This window comes from Nitratireductor sp. PBL-C9, from assembly GCF_050877045.1.
Taxonomy (GTDB): Bacteria; Pseudomonadota; Alphaproteobacteria; order Rhizobiales; family Rhizobiaceae; genus Nitratireductor; species Nitratireductor aquimarinus.
Genome location: NZ_JBPAXW010000002.1, coordinates 242,777 through 260,609 on the forward strand (window position 1 = coordinate 242,777; position 17,833 = coordinate 260,609).

17 protein-coding genes are annotated in these 17,833 nt (G+C 64.2%); 11 read left to right on the forward strand and 6 right to left on the reverse strand.

Translation table 11 applies throughout. The features are described from left to right. Positions 1-88: 88 nt before the first annotated feature. The 4 genes from ACRTG1_RS05095 to phnG are packed head-to-tail and all read right to left on the reverse strand — an operon-like array spanning position 89 to position 3,170. Positions 89-976, reverse strand: a complete 888-nt coding sequence (locus tag ACRTG1_RS05095) for an alpha-D-ribose 1-methylphosphonate 5-phosphate C-P-lyase PhnJ (protein WP_206553587.1) — start codon at positions 974-976, stop codon at positions 89-91. After that, positions 973-2,088, reverse strand: coding sequence for a carbon-phosphorus lyase complex subunit PhnI (locus ACRTG1_RS05100; protein ID WP_113153990.1), 1,116 nt, complete (start codon positions 2,086-2,088; stop codon positions 973-975). Before ACRTG1_RS05100 ends, ACRTG1_RS05095 begins: the two co-directional genes overlap by 4 nt. 3 nt (positions 2,089-2,091) lie before the next feature. Beyond that, positions 2,092-2,703: a phosphonate C-P lyase system protein PhnH gene (gene phnH / locus ACRTG1_RS05105; RefSeq protein WP_113153991.1), complete on the reverse strand. Its 612-nt coding sequence runs from the start codon at positions 2,701-2,703 to the stop codon at positions 2,092-2,094. Further along, the gene (gene phnG, locus ACRTG1_RS05110; RefSeq protein WP_206553589.1) at positions 2,703-3,170 is read right to left on the reverse strand and encodes a phosphonate C-P lyase system protein PhnG; all 468 of its coding nucleotides are present in this window, start codon (positions 3,168-3,170) and stop codon (positions 2,703-2,705) included. The genes phnH and phnG overlap by 1 nt, the downstream gene beginning before the upstream one ends. Positions 3,171-3,290: 120 nt before the next feature. Here phnG and phnF point away from each other — a divergent pair, with 120 nt between their 5' ends. The 9 genes from phnF (at position 3,291) to ACRTG1_RS05155 (ending at position 13,669) form a co-directional block, all read left to right on the forward strand. Next, positions 3,291-4,055, forward strand: coding sequence for a phosphonate metabolism transcriptional regulator PhnF (phnF, locus tag ACRTG1_RS05115; protein WP_297561193.1), 765 nt, complete (start codon positions 3,291-3,293; stop codon positions 4,053-4,055). Between the two features lie 124 nt (positions 4,056-4,179). Further along, on the forward strand, positions 4,180-5,406 hold the full coding sequence (locus ACRTG1_RS05120) for an ABC transporter substrate-binding protein (protein WP_432515850.1): 1,227 nt from the start codon (positions 4,180-4,182) through the stop codon (positions 5,404-5,406). Between the two features lie 21 nt (positions 5,407-5,427). Continuing rightward, entirely contained in the window at positions 5,428-7,107 is a 1,680-nt protein-coding gene (locus ACRTG1_RS05125) for an ABC transporter permease (protein ID WP_432515851.1), read from the forward strand. Continuing rightward, positions 7,100-7,762, forward strand: a complete 663-nt coding sequence (locus tag ACRTG1_RS05130; RefSeq protein ID WP_432515852.1) for an ATP-binding cassette domain-containing protein — start codon at positions 7,100-7,102, stop codon at positions 7,760-7,762. The genes ACRTG1_RS05125 and ACRTG1_RS05130 overlap by 8 nt, the downstream gene beginning before the upstream one ends. Beyond that, complete coding sequence (gene hrpB, locus ACRTG1_RS05135; RefSeq protein WP_432515853.1) at positions 7,762-10,221, forward strand: ATP-dependent helicase HrpB; 2,460 nt, start codon at positions 7,762-7,764, stop codon at positions 10,219-10,221. The genes ACRTG1_RS05130 and hrpB overlap by 1 nt, the downstream gene beginning before the upstream one ends. 38 nt (positions 10,222-10,259) lie before the next feature. Further along, positions 10,260-11,594, forward strand: a complete 1,335-nt coding sequence (locus ACRTG1_RS05140) for an ActS/PrrB/RegB family redox-sensitive histidine kinase (protein WP_113153998.1) — start codon at positions 10,260-10,262, stop codon at positions 11,592-11,594. A gap of 53 nt (positions 11,595-11,647) precedes the next feature. Next, positions 11,648-12,214 carry an ActR/PrrA/RegA family redox response regulator transcription factor gene (locus tag ACRTG1_RS05145; protein WP_113153999.1) on the forward strand — a complete coding sequence of 189 codons (567 nt, stop codon included), beginning with the start codon at positions 11,648-11,650 and terminating at the stop codon, positions 12,212-12,214. 187 nt (positions 12,215-12,401) lie between these two features. After that, complete coding sequence (locus ACRTG1_RS05150; protein ID WP_113154000.1) at positions 12,402-13,049, forward strand: S24 family peptidase; 648 nt, start codon at positions 12,402-12,404, stop codon at positions 13,047-13,049. Next, positions 13,049-13,669 carry a thermonuclease family protein gene (locus ACRTG1_RS05155; protein WP_245447725.1) on the forward strand — a complete coding sequence of 207 codons (621 nt, stop codon included), beginning with the start codon at positions 13,049-13,051 and terminating at the stop codon, positions 13,667-13,669. Before ACRTG1_RS05150 ends, ACRTG1_RS05155 begins: the two co-directional genes overlap by 1 nt. Positions 13,670-13,747: 78 nt before the next feature. On the opposite strand, the gene ACRTG1_RS05160 is transcribed toward ACRTG1_RS05155, so the two are convergent. Beyond that, a complete protein-coding gene (locus ACRTG1_RS05160; protein WP_206994329.1) occupies positions 13,748-15,406 on the reverse strand; it encodes a lysine--tRNA ligase in 1,659 nt (552 codons plus the stop codon). Positions 15,407-15,552: 146 nt separating this feature from the next. Here ACRTG1_RS05160 and ACRTG1_RS05165 point away from each other — a divergent pair, with 146 nt between their 5' ends. Together ACRTG1_RS05165 and ACRTG1_RS05170 are read left to right on the forward strand one after the other, a co-directional pair. Next, the gene (locus ACRTG1_RS05165; protein WP_113154002.1) at positions 15,553-15,966 is read left to right on the forward strand and encodes a tellurite resistance TerB family protein; all 414 of its coding nucleotides are present in this window, start codon (positions 15,553-15,555) and stop codon (positions 15,964-15,966) included. A 62-nt stretch (positions 15,967-16,028) separates the two neighbouring features. Continuing rightward, on the forward strand, positions 16,029-16,850 hold the full coding sequence (locus ACRTG1_RS05170) for a sterol desaturase family protein (protein ID WP_297564307.1): 822 nt from the start codon (positions 16,029-16,031) through the stop codon (positions 16,848-16,850). Positions 16,851-16,864: 14 nt separating this feature from the next. Here ACRTG1_RS05170 and ACRTG1_RS05175 read toward each other — a convergent pair whose 3' ends face one another. After that, positions 16,865-17,713 (reverse strand): transporter substrate-binding domain-containing protein, encoded by an 849-nt coding sequence (locus ACRTG1_RS05175; protein WP_432515854.1) that lies wholly within the window; start codon positions 17,711-17,713, stop codon positions 16,865-16,867. Between the last annotated feature and the right edge of the window lie 120 nt (positions 17,714-17,833).

Genomic DNA, 17,833 nt, shown 5'->3' on the forward strand with positions numbered 1-17,833 from the left:
TCATCCGCCTGCCGACGCCTTCTCCCCGCCGACGGGGAGAAGGAGGAGGGCCGCGATCCGGGCGCTGTCATCGATGCGCTGTCGTTTCTCACGTTGCAGCCTCTTCGCCGGACAGATGTCCGCGATGGCCTTCGGCGCGGCGCGCCTCGCAATTGTCGGTGTCGGAGCAGACGAACATGCGCCCGCCGCGATCATCGAGAACCACTTCATCGAGATAGACATCCGTGCCGCCGCACAGCGCGCAGGGCTCATCGAAGGTCTGCACTTCGAAGGGATGATCCTCGAAGTCGAGGCTTTCGACCCGCGTGTAGGGCGGAACGGCATAGATGCGCTTTTCGCGGCCTGCGCCGAAAAGCTGGAGCGCCTTCGACATGTGCATTTTCGGATTGTCGAATTTCGGCGTCGGCGAGGGGTCCATCACATAACGCCCCTCGACCTTGACCGGGTAGGCGAAGGTGGTGGCGATGTGGCCGTGCTGGGCGATGTCCTCGTAGAGCTTCACATGCATGAGGCCGTATTCCTCAAGCGCATGCATCTTGCGCGTCTCGGTCTCGCGTGGCTCGAGGAAGCGCAGTGGCTCGGGGATCGGCACCTGATAGACGAGCACCTGACCGGCATTCAGCGGTTCCTCGGGGATGCGGTGGCGCGTCTGGATGATGGTGGCGTCGGCGGTGTGGGTGGTGACGTCCACATTGGCGACCTTCTGGAAGAAGGCGCGGATGGAGACGGCATTGGTGGTGTCGTCCGCGCCCTGGTCGATGACCTTGAGCACATCGTCGGTTCCGATCACCGATGCGGTGACCTGCACGCCGCCGGTACCCCAGCCATAGGGCATTGGCATTTCGCGGCTGGCGAAGGGTACCTGATAGCCGGGAATGGCGATGGCCTTGAGGATCGCGCGGCGGATCATGCGCTTCGTCTGCTCGTCCAGATAGGCGAAATTGTACTGGGCGATGTTGTCGGTGTGGGCGTTCATTCGGCGGCCTCCCGGCGCTCGGTGTCTGCGGCTGCGCCCTCGCGGCGCTCCTCGTATTCGCGGCGCATCTGGCGGACCAGACCGAGCTCGGCCTGGAAGTCGACATAGTGCGGCAGCTTCAGGTGCTCGACGAAGCCGGTCGCCTGCACGTTGTCACAGTGCGAAATGACGAACTCCTCGTCCTGCGCCGGTGCGGTGATGTCTTCATCCAGTTCGTTTGCGCGCAGCGCCCGGTCGCACAGCGACATGGCCATGGCCTTGCGCTCCGACTGGCCAAACACAAGCCCGTAGCCGCGGGTGAACTGCGGCGGCACTTTCTGCGAGCCCTTGAACTGGTTGACCATCTGGCACTCGGTGACGCGGATGCGGCCGAGCGTGAGCGGGAAATCGAGTTCCGGCACGTCGATCTCCACATCCACCTCGCCAATGCGGATCTCGCCGGCGAAGGGGTGGTTGCGGCCATAGCCGCGCTGGGTGGAATAGCCGAGCGCCAGAAGGAACCCCTCGTCGCCGCGCGACAGGGCCTGAAGGCGCTGGTCGCGCTCCATGGGAAACTCCGGCGGCTCGCGGGTGATGTCGCCGGGCTCGCGGTCTTCCGGCAGGGAGCCGTCTTCCTCGATCAGGCCTTCATTGGCGAGAATGTCGGACACGCGGGGCATGGCTTCTTCGGCCTCGCTGCGCGCCTCGGGCGCTGCCGGTTCGGCGTCTTCGGCCAGTTCCGGGTCAAGCAGACGGTGCGTGTAATCGAAGGTGGGGCCGAGAAGCTGCCCGCCGGGCAGATCCTTGTAGGTGGCGGAGACGCGCCGCTCGACCAGCATCGCCGCCGTGTCGACGGGGCGCGTATAGCCGAAGCGCGGCAGGGTGGTGCGGTAGGCGCGCAGAAGGAAGATCGCCTCGATCATGTCGCCGCGCGCCTGCTTGACGGCAAGTGCCGCGAGGCCGGTGTCGTAAAGCGAGCCCTCGGACATGACGCGGTCGACGGCAAGCGAAAGCTGGCTGGCGATCTGCTCGAGCGTGATGGCGGGCAGGTTGCGGTCGCCGCGGCGACGGTCGGCCAGAAGCCGGTGCGCGTTCTGGATGGCGGCTTCGCCGCCCTTGACGGCTACATACATGGCTCAGGCCTCCTGGCTGGTAATGCGGGTGGAGCGGGGCAGGGCCGCAAGGCCCTCGCGGCTGACCAGGATCAGGTCGATGCCGCGCGGAAAGCGGGCGTGGTTCTGCGCCCACTGGCGGGTGAAATGACGCGGCATGGGACGGGGCGCGAGGCGCGCCTCGCTCTCGATACCGGGGCCGTCGAGAACCAGTTCCTCGCCGCCCGAAAGATCGCTCACCTGAAGAACGAGCGTTGCCGAACGGTCGGGATATTCCTGCGAGCCCTGGGCGAAGTTCTCCAGCCCGATCAGGTGCTCGGGATCAGCCGCCAGGATGAAATGCGCATCGGCCGGCGTGTTGGCGAGCGGCGCGCCGGTGTGGAAGGCGAGCCAGGCGCGGACCGCCTCATCGCCCGCAAGCGCGGGGTCGAGCCAGATCGGCGTGTCCTGATCGCAAAGCGCCAGCGCGACGGCTGCGGCCTCCGGCGTCAGCGGTGCGGGCGGCTTGGCGAGCGCAATGCCCTTATGGATCGTGCCGGGCTCGGCCATGGCCTGCATGACGGCGCGGAAAATGGTCTGGGCGTCGAAGACCGGGTTCTGGAAACCGCCTTCGATGGCGATGGAATCGAGCGTCATCAGTCCTCTCCGCGAACCATGGTGAAGAAGTCGACCTTGGTGGCTGCCGTTTCGGCGCGACGGGTCGCGTCAGCCTCGATGCGGCGGGCGCGCAGCGGCGCGAGGATCTTCTCCTCGATCCGGGCTTCAAGGTCGGGGTTCTGGCGCAGCGCGTCGATGAGGGCGGCAACCCGCACCTTCATTTTCTCGCGGCCAAGCGCATAGGCGTGGCCAACCTCGCCGCCGGGAAGCTTGACGGTGGCGCGCGTGACGGTGGCTTCGCCGAAGTTGAACGGCGCGCCGCCGCCGCCCATGCGGCCGCGAACGGTCACAAGGCCGGTTTCAGGTCCGCGCAGCGTTTCGGCCTCGTCGGGCAGCCCGGCTTCGTTCCAGAGCTGCATGAGATCGGCGCCGCTCGCCATGGCCAGCACCGCCATCGCTTCGCGCCGCCGCTCGGTGACCGCCTGTCTTTCCTGTCGTGAGACCATGATGTCTCCTTCCTCGTTCGCCAATTTGTCTATTGTTCTAGACAACCAAACATATTATGGGTTTTGCCTAACGGGTGTCCATGACGCGCTGATGACAGCGCAGCCGGGGAGAACGGGATTTTGGCGCAGGCGAAGAAAAAGGAAGCGGTGATCGAGCGGCGCAGCGGCGTTGCGCTCTGGCGGCAGATCGCCGACCGCATGCGGCGCGAGATCAGTGAAGGTCTTCTGGGGCAGGGAGGGCGCATGCCGCCGGAAGTGGCGCTTGCGGAGCGCTTTGGCGTCAACCGGCACACGGTGCGCACGGCGATTGCGGCGCTGGTGCAGGAAGGCGTTTTACGCGCAGAGCAGGGGCGCGGCACCTTTATCGAGGGACGCAGGCGGCTGGCCTATCCCATCCGCAGCCGTACGCGTTTTTCGGAAGGGCTGGCGGGGCAGTCGCGCGGGCTCGCCGCCGATCTGCTCGATCATGCGGTGGAGCCCGCGAGCCTTGATGTTGCAAAGGCGTTATGTCTTTCGCCCGGCGCGCCGGTGATCCGGCTGGAGACGCTTTCGCATGCCGATGGACGGCCCGTTTCCCGCGCCCGTGGCTGGTTCGACGCAGAGCGGTTTGCGGGCATGGCGGAAATTTTTTCGCGAACGCGCTCGATCACGGCCTCGTTCCGGGAACTGGGCCTTGCCGATTATCTGCGCCACAGCACCACTGTAACAGCCCGGCACGCAGAAGCGGGCGATCTGAAAGACCTGCAGCTTTCGCCCGGCGCGATCGTTCTGGTGACCATTGCCATCAATGTGGATGCGCAGGGACAGCCCGTGCAGTATTCCGAGACCCGCTTTGCCGCCGACCGTATCGAGTTGCACATACCCGGCGCGGACGAGACCGGCTGAGAGCGCCCATCACCCACAACTCACCGCGAAGTGACCGCAACGCGAGGTGGTTTGCGTTGATTTGATCCGCCCTGACGTGCTCTATCCCAACGGGTTTCAAACAAGGGCAACAAAGGGGTTTCGCTTGCGCGCACTGCTATTCTCGACTGCACTTCTGGCCATTGGCGCGGTTCCAGCCGCCGCCGATACGACGCAGCCCGATCCCTCGAACTGGGATGCGGTTCTGAAGGATGCGCGTGGCGAAACAGTCTATTTCAACGCCTGGGGCGGTTCGCAGAACATCAACGATTACATCGAGTGGGCGGGTGACGCGCTGAAAGAACGCTACGGCGTCACGCTCAGACATGTGAAGCTTGAGGATACCGCAAGCGCGGTCGCCACCGTGGTGGCGGAAAAGGCTGCCGGTCGCGATACGGGCGGAACGGTCGATCTCATCTGGATCAATGGCGAGAACTTTGCCGCCATGAAGCAACAGGGGCTGATCCTCTCGCCGGGCTGGGCGGAAAAACTGCCGAACTGGGCCTTTGTGGATGTCGAGAACAAGCCGACCATCCGCACCGACTTCACCGTGCCGGTGGAAGGGCTGGAAAGCCCGTGGGGCATGGCGAAACTTGTCTTCTTCTACGACACCGCGCGCATCCATGTGGAAGACCTGCCGCAGGATGCCGACGGGCTGTTGAAATGGGCGCAGGAAAACCCCGGCCGCTTCTCCTATCCGCAGCCGCCGGATTTCATCGGCTCTTCCTTCCTGAAGCAGGTTCTGGCCGAAACGGTCGAAGACCCGGCATTGCTGCAAAAACCGGTCGATGAAGATGCGTTCGATCAGGTGACGAAGCCGCTTTTCGACTATCTCGATGCGCTGAACCCGGCCATGTGGCGCTCCGGCCGTGCCTATCCGCAGAATTACCCGGCGATGAAGCAGCTTCTGGCCGATTCCGAACTCGACATCATCTTCGCCTTCAATCCGGCTGAAGCCTCGAACGCCATTGCCAATGGCGAGCTGCCGGACACGGTGCGTTCCTTCACCTTTCCCGGCGGCACACTGGCCAACACCCACTTCCTGACCATCCCCTACAATGCTTCGGCAAAGGCGGGGGCGCTGGTGGCTGCCAATTTCCTGATGTCGCCCGAGGCACAGGCGCGCAAGCAGGATCCAGCCATCTGGGGCGATCCGACGGTGCTCGCGCTGGACAGGCTGGATGTGGATGACCGCGCCCGCTTCGACGCCATCGATCTCGGCGTTGCAACCCTGCGGCCCGACGAACTCGGCCCGGCGCTGGACGAGCCGCATCCGAGCTGGATGGAGCGCATCGAAACCGAGTGGAAGCGGCGCTATGGGGTTGGAAATTAGCCAAGGCATGGGACCAGCCTGATGCTGACGCGCCTCGGTCCCTTTCTCGCCATCGGGCTTCTGACCGTTCCGGTCGCGTTCGGGCTGGCCGGCACTTTGTTGCCGGCCTTCGGCTATCTGCCGGCGCTGGGTGGCATGGAGTTCGGGCTTGCGCCCTTCGCCATGCTGTTTTCCGAGCCGGCCATTTTCATGTCGGCGCTGATGAGCCTCGTCAGCGGGCTTGCGACGGCGGCGATCTCGCTTGCGGTGGTGATGCTTTTCACCGCCGCCTGGGGCGGCACGCGGCTCTTTGCACGCATCCAGCATCTGATTTCGCCGCTGCTTTCCGTGCCGCACGCGGCCAGCGCTTTTGCGCTCGCCTTTCTCATTGCGCCGTCGGGCATGATCGCGCGGCTGATCTCGCCGGGGCTGACCGGCTGGGAGCGCCCGCCCGACCTCCTGATCGTACATGATCCGTTCGGCCTGTCGATGATGGCGGGCCTGATCGTGAAGGAAATTCCGTTCCTGCTTCTCGTCACGCTGGCGGCGCTGCCGCAGGTGAAGCCGGCGCGCATGCGGGCGCTCATTGCATCGATGGGATATGGGCGCATCTCCGGTTTCGTGTTCGGCCTCTGGCCCTCGATCTATCCGCAGATCCGTCTGCCCGTTTTTGCGGTCATCGCCTTTGCCACATCGGTGGTGGATGTGGCCGCCATTTTGGGCCCGACCACACCCGCGCCGCTGGCGGTGCGGCTGGTCGACTGGATGAACGATCCCGACCTCTCCATGCGCTTTCTGGCGTCGGCGGGGGCGGTGCTTCAACTGGGCGTCACAGCCGCCGCAATCCTGATCTGGATCGGCTTCGAGAAGCTCGGCGCGCGGCTGCGCGACCAGTTTTCCTGTGCCGGGCGGCGCTTTCGGCGCGACAGTGTTCTGCGCTGGGGCGCGCTGGCCGCGATGCTTGTGTCTGCCGGCGCAATCTTTGCCGGGCTTGTGGCGCTCGGCCTGTGGTCGGTGGCGGGGCTCTGGCAATATCCCGACCTGTTGCCGGCGCGCTTCGATCTGCGCAACTGGATGCGGGTTCTGCCCAATCTGGTGGAGCCACTGGCAACCACGCTGTTCGTGGCGTTCATTTCCACATTCGTTGCGGCGGTGATCGCCATATTGTGTTTCGTGCGGGAGGATGAGATGGGGCGTCCGCCGGGGCGGGGCGCGCTGGCGCTTCTCTATCTGCCGCTTCTGGTGCCGCAGGTGGCATTCCTGTTCGGGCTCCAGCTTCTTTTCATCCTGACCGGTGTGGAGGCGACGCTGGCGGCGCTCGTGTTCGCGCATCTCGTCTTTGTGTTGCCCTATGCCTGGCTCGCCCTGAAAGACCCCTGGCGGGCCTTCGACCGGCGCTACGACCAGATTGCGGCGGGGCTCGGCAAGGGGCCGGTGCGGCGGTTCTTTCAGATTCGCCTTCCCATGTTGGCGCGGCCGCTTCTTGCCGTTGCGGCCATTGGCTTTTCGGTGTCGGTGGGGCTCTATCTGCCCACGGTGCTGATCGGCGCGGGGCGGCTGACGACCATCACCACGGAGGCGGTGGCGCTCGCCTCGGGTGGCAATCGCCGCGTGATCGGCATCTATGCCTTCATGCAGATGGTGCTGCCGGCCGCCGGCTTTGCCGTTGCCACAATCGTACCGGCGCTGATATTCCGCCGGTATCGCGACATGCATGTTTGAACGGACACGGGATTTGACGGAAGCCGGACTCTTCATCGACCGGGTGACGATTGCGCTTGAAGGGCGCGAGATCGTTTCGCTGACCAGACGGGTTGCGCCCGGCGGGGTGCTGACGGTCATGGGGCCGTCGGGTGCGGGAAAATCGACGCTGCTCGCCTATATTGGCGGGTTTCTCGATCCGGTGTTTTCGGCGCGCGGCAGGGTTTTCGTCGATGGAACCGAGGTGACGGCGCTGAAGCCTGAAGACCGGCATGTGGGCGTGCTTTTTCAGGACCCGCTTCTGTTTCCGCATATGAGTGTGGGCGGCAATCTGATGTTCGCGCTGCCGGAGGCGGTGCGCGGCCGCGTGGCGCGGGCGGCGCGTGTCGCACAGGCGCTTGAGGGCGTGGGCCTCGCGGGGCTTGAGACGCGCGATCCGGCAACGCTGTCGGGCGGGCAGAAGGCGCGTGTGGCGCTGGCGCGTGTGCTGGCCTCTTCGCCGCGCGCCCTGCTTCTGGATGAGCCCTTTTCCAAGCTTGATGCGGAATTGCGTGCACAGACCCGCGAACTGGTCTTCTCCAAGGCGTGCGATAGCGGGCTGCCGGTGCTTCTGGTGACGCATGACGAGGCCGACGCGGAGGCCGCCGGCGGCGACATCGTGCGGATTGGCGCGTGATGGAGAGACTGAAACTCCCCGATCTTCCGGTAACGGAAGTGCTGCCGGCGCTGAGCGCGGCGCTGGAGACGCAGGGCAAGGCGGTGCTGGTCGCACCGCCGGGAGCGGGCAAGACGACGCTTGCGCCGCTCGCGCTTCTGGACGCCGAATGGGCGTCGCGCGGTCGCATCGTGCTTCTGGAGCCGCGCCGGCTCGCCGCGCGGGCTGCGGCCCGGCGCATGGCGGCGATCCTTGGCGAGGAGCCGGGCGAGACCGTCGGCTACGCCATGCGCATGGAGCGGAAGGTCTCCGCCAGAACCCGCATTCTCGTGGTGACGGAAGGCGTTCTCGCGCGCATGATCGTTGATGATCCGGAGCTTTCCGGCATCGCGGCGGTGCTGTTTGACGAGTTTCACGAACGCTCGCTCGATGGCGATTTTGCGCTGGCGCTGGCGCTCGATGCGCAGGCCGCGCTGCGGCCGGACCTGCGGCTTCTGGTGATGTCCGCCACGCTTGACGGCGCGCGGGTGGCGGCGCTTCTTGGCGATGCGCCGGTGATCGAAAGCGAGGGGCGGAGCTTTCCCGTCGAGCTGCGCCATGCGGAACGGCCCGCCGGCGAGGCCATCGAGGAAACGATGGCGCGGGCGGTGCGCACGGTTCTGGCGGAGGAGGAGGGCAGCGTGCTCGCCTTCCTGCCCGGTCAGCGCGAGATCGAGCGAACGGCGGAGCGTCTTGCCGAACGGCTGCCCGCCGATGTGGACATCACGCCGCTTTATGGCGGTCTCGACGGGCGGGCGCAGGATGCGGCCATCCGCCCGGCGGATGCTGGGCGGCGCAAGGTGGTTTTGGCGACCGCCATTGCGGAAACCTCGGTTACCATTGACGGTGTGCGCGTGGTGATCGACAGCGGCCTGTCGCGGCTGCCGAAATTCGAGCCCTCAACGGGTCTGACGCGGCTTGAAACGGTGCGCGTTTCGCGCGCTTCCGCCGATCAGCGGGCGGGTCGCGCGGGGCGCACCGCGCCGGGCATTGCGCTTCGGCTCTGGCGGGCGGAACAGACGGCGGCGCTGCCCGCCTTCACGCCGCCGGAAATTCTGGAGGCGGATCTGTCGGGCCTGCTGCTCGACTGCGCTGCCTTCGGCGTGAGCGACCCGGTTTCTCTTTCCTTTCTCGACGCGCCGCCGGCTGCGGCGGTTGCCGAGGCGCGCAGCCTCTTGCAGCGGCTTGAGGCGCTGGACGAGGCGGGGCGGTTGACGGCGGCGGGCGAAGCGATGCGCAGGCTCGCCCTGCCGGTGCGCCTGGCGCATATGGTGGCGCGCGCTGCGGAAGATGGTCACGCGCTGGCCGCAGCCGAACTCGCAGTACTCCTTTCGGAGCGCGGGCTGGGTGGCCGGTCTGCCGAATTGGACGACCGGTTGCAGCGCTTCCGCAGGGAGCGGGGTGCGCGGGCGGAGCAGGCGCGCCGACTGGCCGCGCGGCTTGCCAGGTCTGCCGGTGGCGAACGCGCCGGCGATGCGCCGCATGCGGGCGCTCTGCTCATCAACGCCTGGCCCGACCGCGTTGCAAAAGCGCGGGGCGCACATGGGCATTTCGTCATGGCGAATGGTCGTGGCGGCGTGCTTGCCCCGGAGGAGCGGCTTGCCGGCAGCGCCTTTCTGGTCGTCGCCGATCTGCAGGGGCGGGCGCAGAATGCGCGCATCGCCTCGGCAGCGGCGATTGACGAAGAAGAGATCGTGGCGGCACTCGGACATCTGATCGAGGAGGTTACCGAGACACGCTTTGACCGGAGCGCGGGCACGCTCAGGCAACGACGGGTGCGCCGGCTGGGCGCGCTGGTGCTGGCCGAGCAGGTTTTGCCGCCGCCATCGGGCGCTGCCGCCGACCGCGCGGTGATCGACGCCGTTCGGGCAAACGGGCTGTCGCTCCTGCCATGGGACAGGGAGACGAAGGCGCTCCGGGGCAAGCTTGCCTGGCTTCATGCGGCGAAGGGCGATCCATGGCCGGACATGTCCGACGAGGCGCTTCTCGACCGGCTGGATGAGTGGCTTTTGCCCTTTCTCACCGGCGAGGCGTCGCCTTCCAGACTGGCGCCGCACATCCTGCGCGAAGGGCTGACTGCATTGGTGCCGCACGAGTTTCAAAGGCGCATCGGCAGGATGGCGCCCAGCCATTACGACGCGCCTTCGGGCAGCCATGTGCCCATTCGCTATGAGGCGGAGGGACCGGTTCTGGCGATCCGCGTGCAGGAGCTTTTCGGTCTGACCGAACACCCGACGGTGGCCGATGGCATTCCGCTCAAGCTCGAGCTTCTGTCGCCGGCGCACCGGCCAATCCAGACCACGCGGGATCTGCCGGGCTTCTGGGCCGGATCGTGGGCGGATGTGCGCGCTGACATGCGCGGGCGCTACCCCAAGCATGTCTGGCCGGAAGATCCGGCGAACGCAGCCGCGACACATCGCGCCAAACCGCGCAAAAAATAATTCTTGGAGTGCGGGCGGACTTCCCCCATAACGCCGCCATGCTTGAGGATATCAGGGCACACGATCCGAGCCACGGCCTGCGGCTCAACACGCTCATCAAGCTGCGCTGGCTGGCGATCATCGGTCAGAGCGCGGCGGTGATCGTTGTCGCCTTCGGGCTCGACTTCCCGCTGCCGGTGGGCATGTGCTTTGCGCTGATCGCGGCATCCGCCTGGCTCAACGTGCATCTGGCGCTCAGATATTCCGTGGCGCACCGGCTTGCGCCGCTGCCCGCTCTCGGCATTCTTACATTCGATGCGTTTCAGCTGGCGGGCCTGCTCTACATGACGGGCGGTCTCACCAATCCGTTCTCGCTTTTGATGACGGTGCCGGTGGTGATCTCAGCCACATCGCTGCCGTTGCGCTGGACCGCGCTTCTTGGCTTTCTGGTGGTGGCGCTGACAACGGCGCTCGCCGTGTTCCATCGCCCGCTTCCCTGGTTCCCGGGGACGGAGCTGGTGATGCCGCTGATCTACATCATCGGCGTGTGGATCGCCGTGGTGTCGAGCATCGCGTTTACCGGTGTTTATGCCTACCGGGTGGCGAAGGAGGCGCGGCTTCTGGCCAATGCGCTCGCCGCCACCGAACTCGTGCTGCAGCGCGAACAGCATATTTCGGCGCTCGATGGTCTGGCTGCTGCCGCCGCGCATGAACTCGGCACCCCGCTTGCCACCATTGCGCTGGTGGCGCGCGAGATGGAGCGTGCGCTCGGCAATGACGACCGCTTCAGCGAAGATGTGACGCTCCTGCGCACCCAGAGCGAGCGCTGCCGCGAGATCCTGCGCCAGCTCACAAGCCTGTCATCGGAGGGCGAGGCGCATATGGCGCGGCAGCCCTTCACCTCGCTGATCGAGGAAACGGCGGCCCCGCATCGCGATTTCGGCATCGATATCCGTCTGGAGCCCGGCGTAACCGACGGGCCGGAGCCCGTGGGGCGGCGCAATCCCGGTGTGATCTACGGGCTTGGCAATCTGGTCGAGAACGCAGTCGACTTCGCGAAAGAGAGCGTGACGATCCGCTGGCACTGGGATTCCTACAAGGTCGGCCTTCTGGTGATCGATGACGGACACGGCTTCCCGGCTGAAATCCTTGACCGGATCGGCGAACCCTATATGTCCAAGCGCGCGCCGGGCTCCAGCAGTGGCGGCGGGCTCGGGCTTGGTCTGTTCATCGCCAAGACGCTGCTTGAGCGCTCGGGCGCACAGATTCGTTTTGGTAACCTCGCCGAAAGCGGAAAAGGCGCTTATGCCGAGGTTATCTGGCCCAGAGCCGTATTTGTTGCTCCGGATAACAATCTGGAAATGGGCGAAAATAGTCCTAAATTGGAAAGCTGACAGATTTAGGCTAGAAAGATTCTAGGAAGAGTAACGTGCTGAACGTGTTGGATATGACAAGCGACACCGTGGAAGACCCGGACGCCGCTCTGGGCGAAGACCGCTCCCTTCTCATCGTTGATGATGACAAACCCTTTCTGACGCGTCTGGCGCGGGCGATGGAAAGCCGTGGTTTCACGGTGGAAACGGCCGAGAGCGTGGAAGAAGCCGTTGCGCGCGCAAGGGCCACGCCGCCGGCTTTCGCCGTGGTCGACATGCGCCTTGCCGATGGCAATGGCCTCGACGTGGTGGCCACCATCCGAGAAAAGCGCAAGGATGCGCGGACGGTCATTCTGACCGGTTATGGCAACATCGCCACGGCCGTGACGGCGGTGAAACTTGGCGCTGTCGATTATCTGGCAAAGCCTGCCGATGCCGACGACATCTACGCCGCCCTGACGCGGCAGTCGGGCGAAAAGGTTGCGCCGCCGGAAAATCCGATGTCCGCCGACCGCGTGCGCTGGGAGCATATCCAGCGGGTCTACGAGATGTGCGACCGCAACGTTTCGGAAACGGCGCGGCGTTTGAACATGCATCGCCGCACACTGCAGCGTATTCTGGCCAAGCGCGCTCCGCGCTGACCGTGACGTGATGCCCCCTGCATGGTGCAGGGTAGCCCGCAATGTCACTTGATAGTAAGTCGGCTTAATTTGCGGGTGTGGCGCGTCTGGCGGCAAGCATGGGTTTGTGGACAAGCCCTGCCGCCGGCGCTAAAAGCAAAAGACAGGTATATTTTCCTGTCTCTTTGATACCGGAAGGATGTGTCGCGTGCTTTCGCACGACAAGGTCTGGGCAGCCATAGACGCGCTGGCGGCGCGTCACTCGCTTTCCGCCTCCGGTCTGGCCCGGAAGGCAGGCCTGGATTCGACTGCCTTCAACAAGTCGAAGCGCCTTTCAGCCGATGGACGCCCGCGCTGGCCGTCAACCGAATCCCTGTCGAAGATCATGCTTGCCACGGGCACGACGCTGTCGGAGTTCTTTGCGCTTCTGCAGCGTGACGCTAGGCCCACCGAACCTTATGGAAATCCACCGTCCAGCGTGCCTCTGATCGGCTTTGCGCAGGCGGGCGCCGGCGGTTTCTTCGACGATGCCGGGTTCCCGCTCGGCGAGGGCTGGGAGCAGGTGGACCTGCCGGGCGCAGCGCGTGAAGGCGCCTATGCGCTTCAGGTGCAGGGTGAATCCATGATGCCGCTCTATCGTGACGGCGACACGCTGATCGTCGATCCCACGGCCCGCTTACGGCGTGGCGATCGTGTGGTGGTCAAGACGGCGGGCGGCGAGGTCATGGCCAAGGTTCTGCTGCGGCAGACCAGCGAGCAGGTCGAACTGCTTTCGCTGAACCCCGAACATCCCAATCGTGTGATCGAGAAAACGCAGATGGAATGGATGGCGCGTATCGTGTGGGCGAGCCAGTAATGAAGAGGGCAGGCGTTCTTTCACTGGCGCTTCTTTCTGGCGCTGCTGCACTCCTGACGCCCGGTTCCGCGCAGGCGCAGGAGCGCCGGCAGCCGCGTGTCATCGCGCCGGAGCTTGTCGCGCCGCCGCCGATCGATTCCACCGGGCTTGAACGGGCGCAGCCCCGGTCACCGCTCAGTGAACTGGCGGGCCCCGCTCCCGAGCCCAAGCCGCAGGACACGCTCTATTATCGGCCTGTCGCCATTGCGGCGGGCATGTTCGAATCCGAAGGGCGCACCATCACGATTGCCGGCATCCGCGTCATCGGCGCGGACCAGTCCTGTGATGCGAGCAGTGGCGGCGCATGGCTTTGCGGCAAGCGGGCGCGGACGGCGTTTCGTTACTGGCTTCGCGGGCGCGCGCTGGAGTGCCATGCGGAAGGCGGGGCGGCGAATGAGGCTGCTTCCGATAATGAGAGCGATGCGCCGATGCGCTGTTCGCTCGCCGGTTACGATGTGGGCAGCTGGCTGGTGGAAAATGGCTGGGCGCTCGCAAGCCCAGATGGCCCTTACGCCGAAGAGGCGAAGGCGGCCCGCAATGCCGGCAAGGGCATATTCAGCGGCGGGCCTTCCGGTTCGTAATCCGAGATCTTGAAGGGACTGGCCTCTTCCCGCTCAAGAAGCGCGACTCAGGGAGCGCGAAAAGGCCAGATCCGTTTGTCAGGCCGACAGCTCGTCGTTGAGCGCGGCAGTGATGAGGCCGCGCGTTTCGGCGATGCCGTAAAGCGCTGCGAAGGAACCGAAGCGGGGGCCGCGTTCCTGTCCCAGAAGCACCTGATAGAGCATCTGGAAGAAGGCGACCGAGACACCCGGCCCGCCATTCGGGCTCTTGCGCTTGTGATCCTGGTAACGCTCGATGCCGCGCGCCACATCCAGAATGGCGTTCTGGATGGCTTCGCCATCGGCGTCGGCCGGCAGTGCGCCAAGGGCTTCGTTGATGCCGGCAAGCGCCTCGCGCTCGACCTCGTCGGGCGCGCGGAACGCCTTGGACGGCTTCACGAAATCCTCGAAGTAACGCAGCGCATAGCCGGTGAGACGGTCCAGCTCGGGATGCGTCTGCGGCGTGACGCCGGGCGCATAGCGCGAGATGAAGCCCCACAAAACGTCCGTGTTCTGCGCGTTGGAGGCGCTGACCAGATTGAGCAGCAGCGCAAACGGCACCGGCAGTTCGATTGCCGGCGGTGTGCCGTCATGGATGTGCCAGACCGGGTTGCCCAGACGGTTCTTCCAGTCCTGACGGTCATAGGCCGACAGGAAGGTGTAATACTCGTCCACCGCGCGTGGGATCACGTCGAAATAGAGCTTCTTGGCCGCTTTCGGCTTCTGGAACATGTAAAGCGAGAGGCTCTCGGTCGGGGCATAGGCGAGCCACTCGTCGATGGTCAGGCCATTGCCCTTGGACTTGGAGATCTTCTGGCCGTTCTCGTCCAGGAACAGTTCGTAGTTGAAGCCTTCCGGCGGCTTCTTGCCAAGTGCTGCGCAGATCTGCGCTGCCAGCTTGACGCTGTCGATCAGATCCTTGCCGGACATTTCGTAATCGACGTCCAGCGCAGCCCAGCGCATGGCCCAGTCGGGCTTCCACTGCAGCTTGCAGTGGCCGCCGGTCACGGGCGTCTCAAACAATTCGCCGCTTTCGGGATCGCGCCAGACAATGCTGCCTGCGTCGAGCTTGCGCTCTTCCAGAGCGACCTGCATCACCACGCCCGTCTTCGGGTGGATGGGCAGGAAGGGTGAATAGGTCTGCGCGCGCTCCTCACGCAGCGATGGCAGCATGATGTCCATCACCGCATCGTAGCGCTCGAGCATGGTGAGCAGCATTTCGTCGAAGCGGCCGGCGGCGTAGTACTCGGTCGAGGAGGCGAACTCGTAGTCGAAGCCGAACCGGTCGAGGAACGCGCGAAGACGCGCATTGTTGGCCGCGCCGAAGGATGGGTATTCGTTGGAGAACGGGTCCGGCACCTTTGTCAGCGGCTTGCCCAGATGCGTGCGCAGCATCTCCTTGTTGGGCACATTGTCCGGCACCTTGCGCAGGCCGTCCATGTCATCGGAGAAGCACAGGATCTTGGTCTTGATCCTGTCTTCGGTGAGCACGCGGAAGGCATGGCGCACCATGGAGGTGCGGGCCACTTCGCCGAAAGTGCCGATATGCGGCAGGCCCGAGGGGCCGTAGCCCGTCTCGAAGAGCACGGTTTCGGGGAAGCCGCCTTCGTAGCGTTTGACGATTTTGCGCGCCTCTTCGAAGGGCCACGCCTTGCTGTCGGCTGCGGCCTCAATCACTTCGGGCGTCAATTCAAGCGCGTCCTGGCTTGCCGTCGTCATGTCGCTTTCCAGAATTTCGTTTCGATCAAGGGCCAAGCCTGTAAGGCGGCTCAGCCGGTGCGTCAATCGAAGCGACGATTTTTCATTGCGGCATGACGCCCGGCTACCTACTTTCAGGCTCCCTTATTGTGATAGCGGAGAACAAGATGGCGCAGCCGTCCGCCCACGAAGCCCTGATTTACCTGATGGTCGTCATGTCGGCCGCCGACCGCGACATGACCGATGCAGAACTTGCCATTATCGGCGACACGATCCGCTCCTGGCCGGTTTTTCAGGAGTTCGACGACAACCGGATTATCGAGGTGGCGCGGCAGTGCCAGCAGATCCTTCAGGAAGATGACGGGCTTGAGCGTATTCTGAACGCCGTGCGCGACACCGTGCCTGCCAGGCTGCACGACACCGCCTATGCGCTGGCTGTCGAGGTTGTCGCAGCAGACCGGCATGTGGAACCGGAAGAAAAGCGCCTGCTGCACATCGTGCGCAGCAGGCTGCATCTGGAGCCGCTGGTCGCCGCCGCCATCGAGCGCACGGCGCAGGCGCGCAAGCGGGCGCTCGGCTGACACATATGGCCGTTCAAGCGCATGTGACTGGCGTTTGAACGGCGCTACGGAATAATGGCGGCATGACTTCTTTTCTCTTCTCCGAAGCGGCCATCCGCCTCTTCGCCTTTGTCGGCATCTTTTCGATCATGGCGCTTTACGAGTTGTGGTCGCCGCGGCTCGAGCGACCCGAAATGGTCGGCGCGCTGAAATCGCGCCGATGGTTTGCCAATCTTTCAATGGTGCTGATCTCGTCCGCGATGATGCGGGTGGTGTTTCCCGCCGCCGCCGTGGGGGCCGCCATGTGGGCCGAGGCGGAGGGCTGGGGGCTTTTTCATGCCCTTGGCGTCCATCCGCTTCTTGCCGGCGTCATCTCATTCATCATTCTGGATTTCGCCGTTTGGCTGGAGCATGTGGCAAGCCACAAGATCCCGCTTCTATGGCGCATCCACCGCATGCACCACGCCGACAATGGCTTCGACGTGACCACGGGGCTGCGCTTCCATCCGCTGGAGATTGTCGTCTCCATGCTCTGGAAAGCGGCGATCGTGGTGCTGCTGGGCGCGCCGGTTCTGGCAGTGCTCCTGTTTGAGATCGTGCTCAACGGCACGGCCATGTTCAACCATTCCAATGTGAGGATTCCGCTCGGTCTCGACCGGATCCTGCGTCTTGTGCTGGTGACGCCGGACATGCACCGCGTGCATCACTCGACCATAAGGCGGGAGACGGATTCCAATTACGGGTTCAATTTTCCGTTCTGGGATCGCCTTTTCGGTACCTATATCGCGCAGCCGAAGCGCGGGCATGACGACATCGAGATCGGCCTGTCGGACTATCGCGGCAGTTTCACGGCGCAGCTTGTGTGGATGCTGGTGCTGCCGTTCCGCAGCCTTCGCCGACGTTAGATCACAATGCACCCCTAGTAGAAGTCGACCGGGAAGTATCGCAGATAGGTGTGGGTGAAGCCGCCGGTCGCATTCATGCTTTGCAATGCGAAGTCGATGGCCTCGACGAGTTGCGGCATGTCCTTCGGAACCGCCACGGCAAGGCCCTGGCCGAGATATTCGGGTGCGAAATAGGCGCCTCCGGAAAAGACGCAGCAGTCCTGCGCATCCCTGCTCGCCAGCCAATAGCCCAGCTTCACCCCGTCGCCGAATATGCCATCGATCTTCTCGGATTTCAGATCTTCGTGGAGCCAGTCGTTTCGCGTGTAGACGACGCGTTGCACGTCCGTGAAAAGGTCGCGCAGCATGAGTTCGTGGGCGGTTTCATCCATGACGCCGATGCGCTTCCCCTTGAGCGCTTCATGGAGCGGTTCGGCCAGAGGGGCCGAGCGAAGCGTCACAAGCCTTGCCGGAAAACGCAGATAGGGGCGCGAGAAAAGATAGCGCTCGCGGTTCTCTTCGGTGATCGCCAGTCCGGCGATGACGGCTTCGGCGCGACTGTTTTCAATCGCCGGACCGATTTCATTCCATGGCAGCGCCTGTATCTGGCATCGTTCCGAGATGCCGAGCACGCCGCATATCTGTCGAACGAGATCGATGTGAACGCCACTGATCCGGTTTTCCTCGTCCAGATAATTGAACGGATAAAAATCGACCGTTGTGAGAAACCGCAGCCTGGAAAGCGATGAAATATCCGGTTTTGACAGCTGCTGCTTTGGATCCGTGAAGGCTGGTGGCGTCGCTTCTTCTGCCGCTGCAGGTATTGATGCAAGCGTCAAAATGATTGCAAGGATTGCCTTGTTGCGGTGCAGCATTTTTCTCATAGAATAGTAGCCGACGAATTATGTTTTGTTGCTTCTACTGATTTTTTTTGTCTATGGAACAATTCCATTGTTATTACCGATAGGCTTTATTGTTTAAGACAAAGGCGAATTGTCCGCATT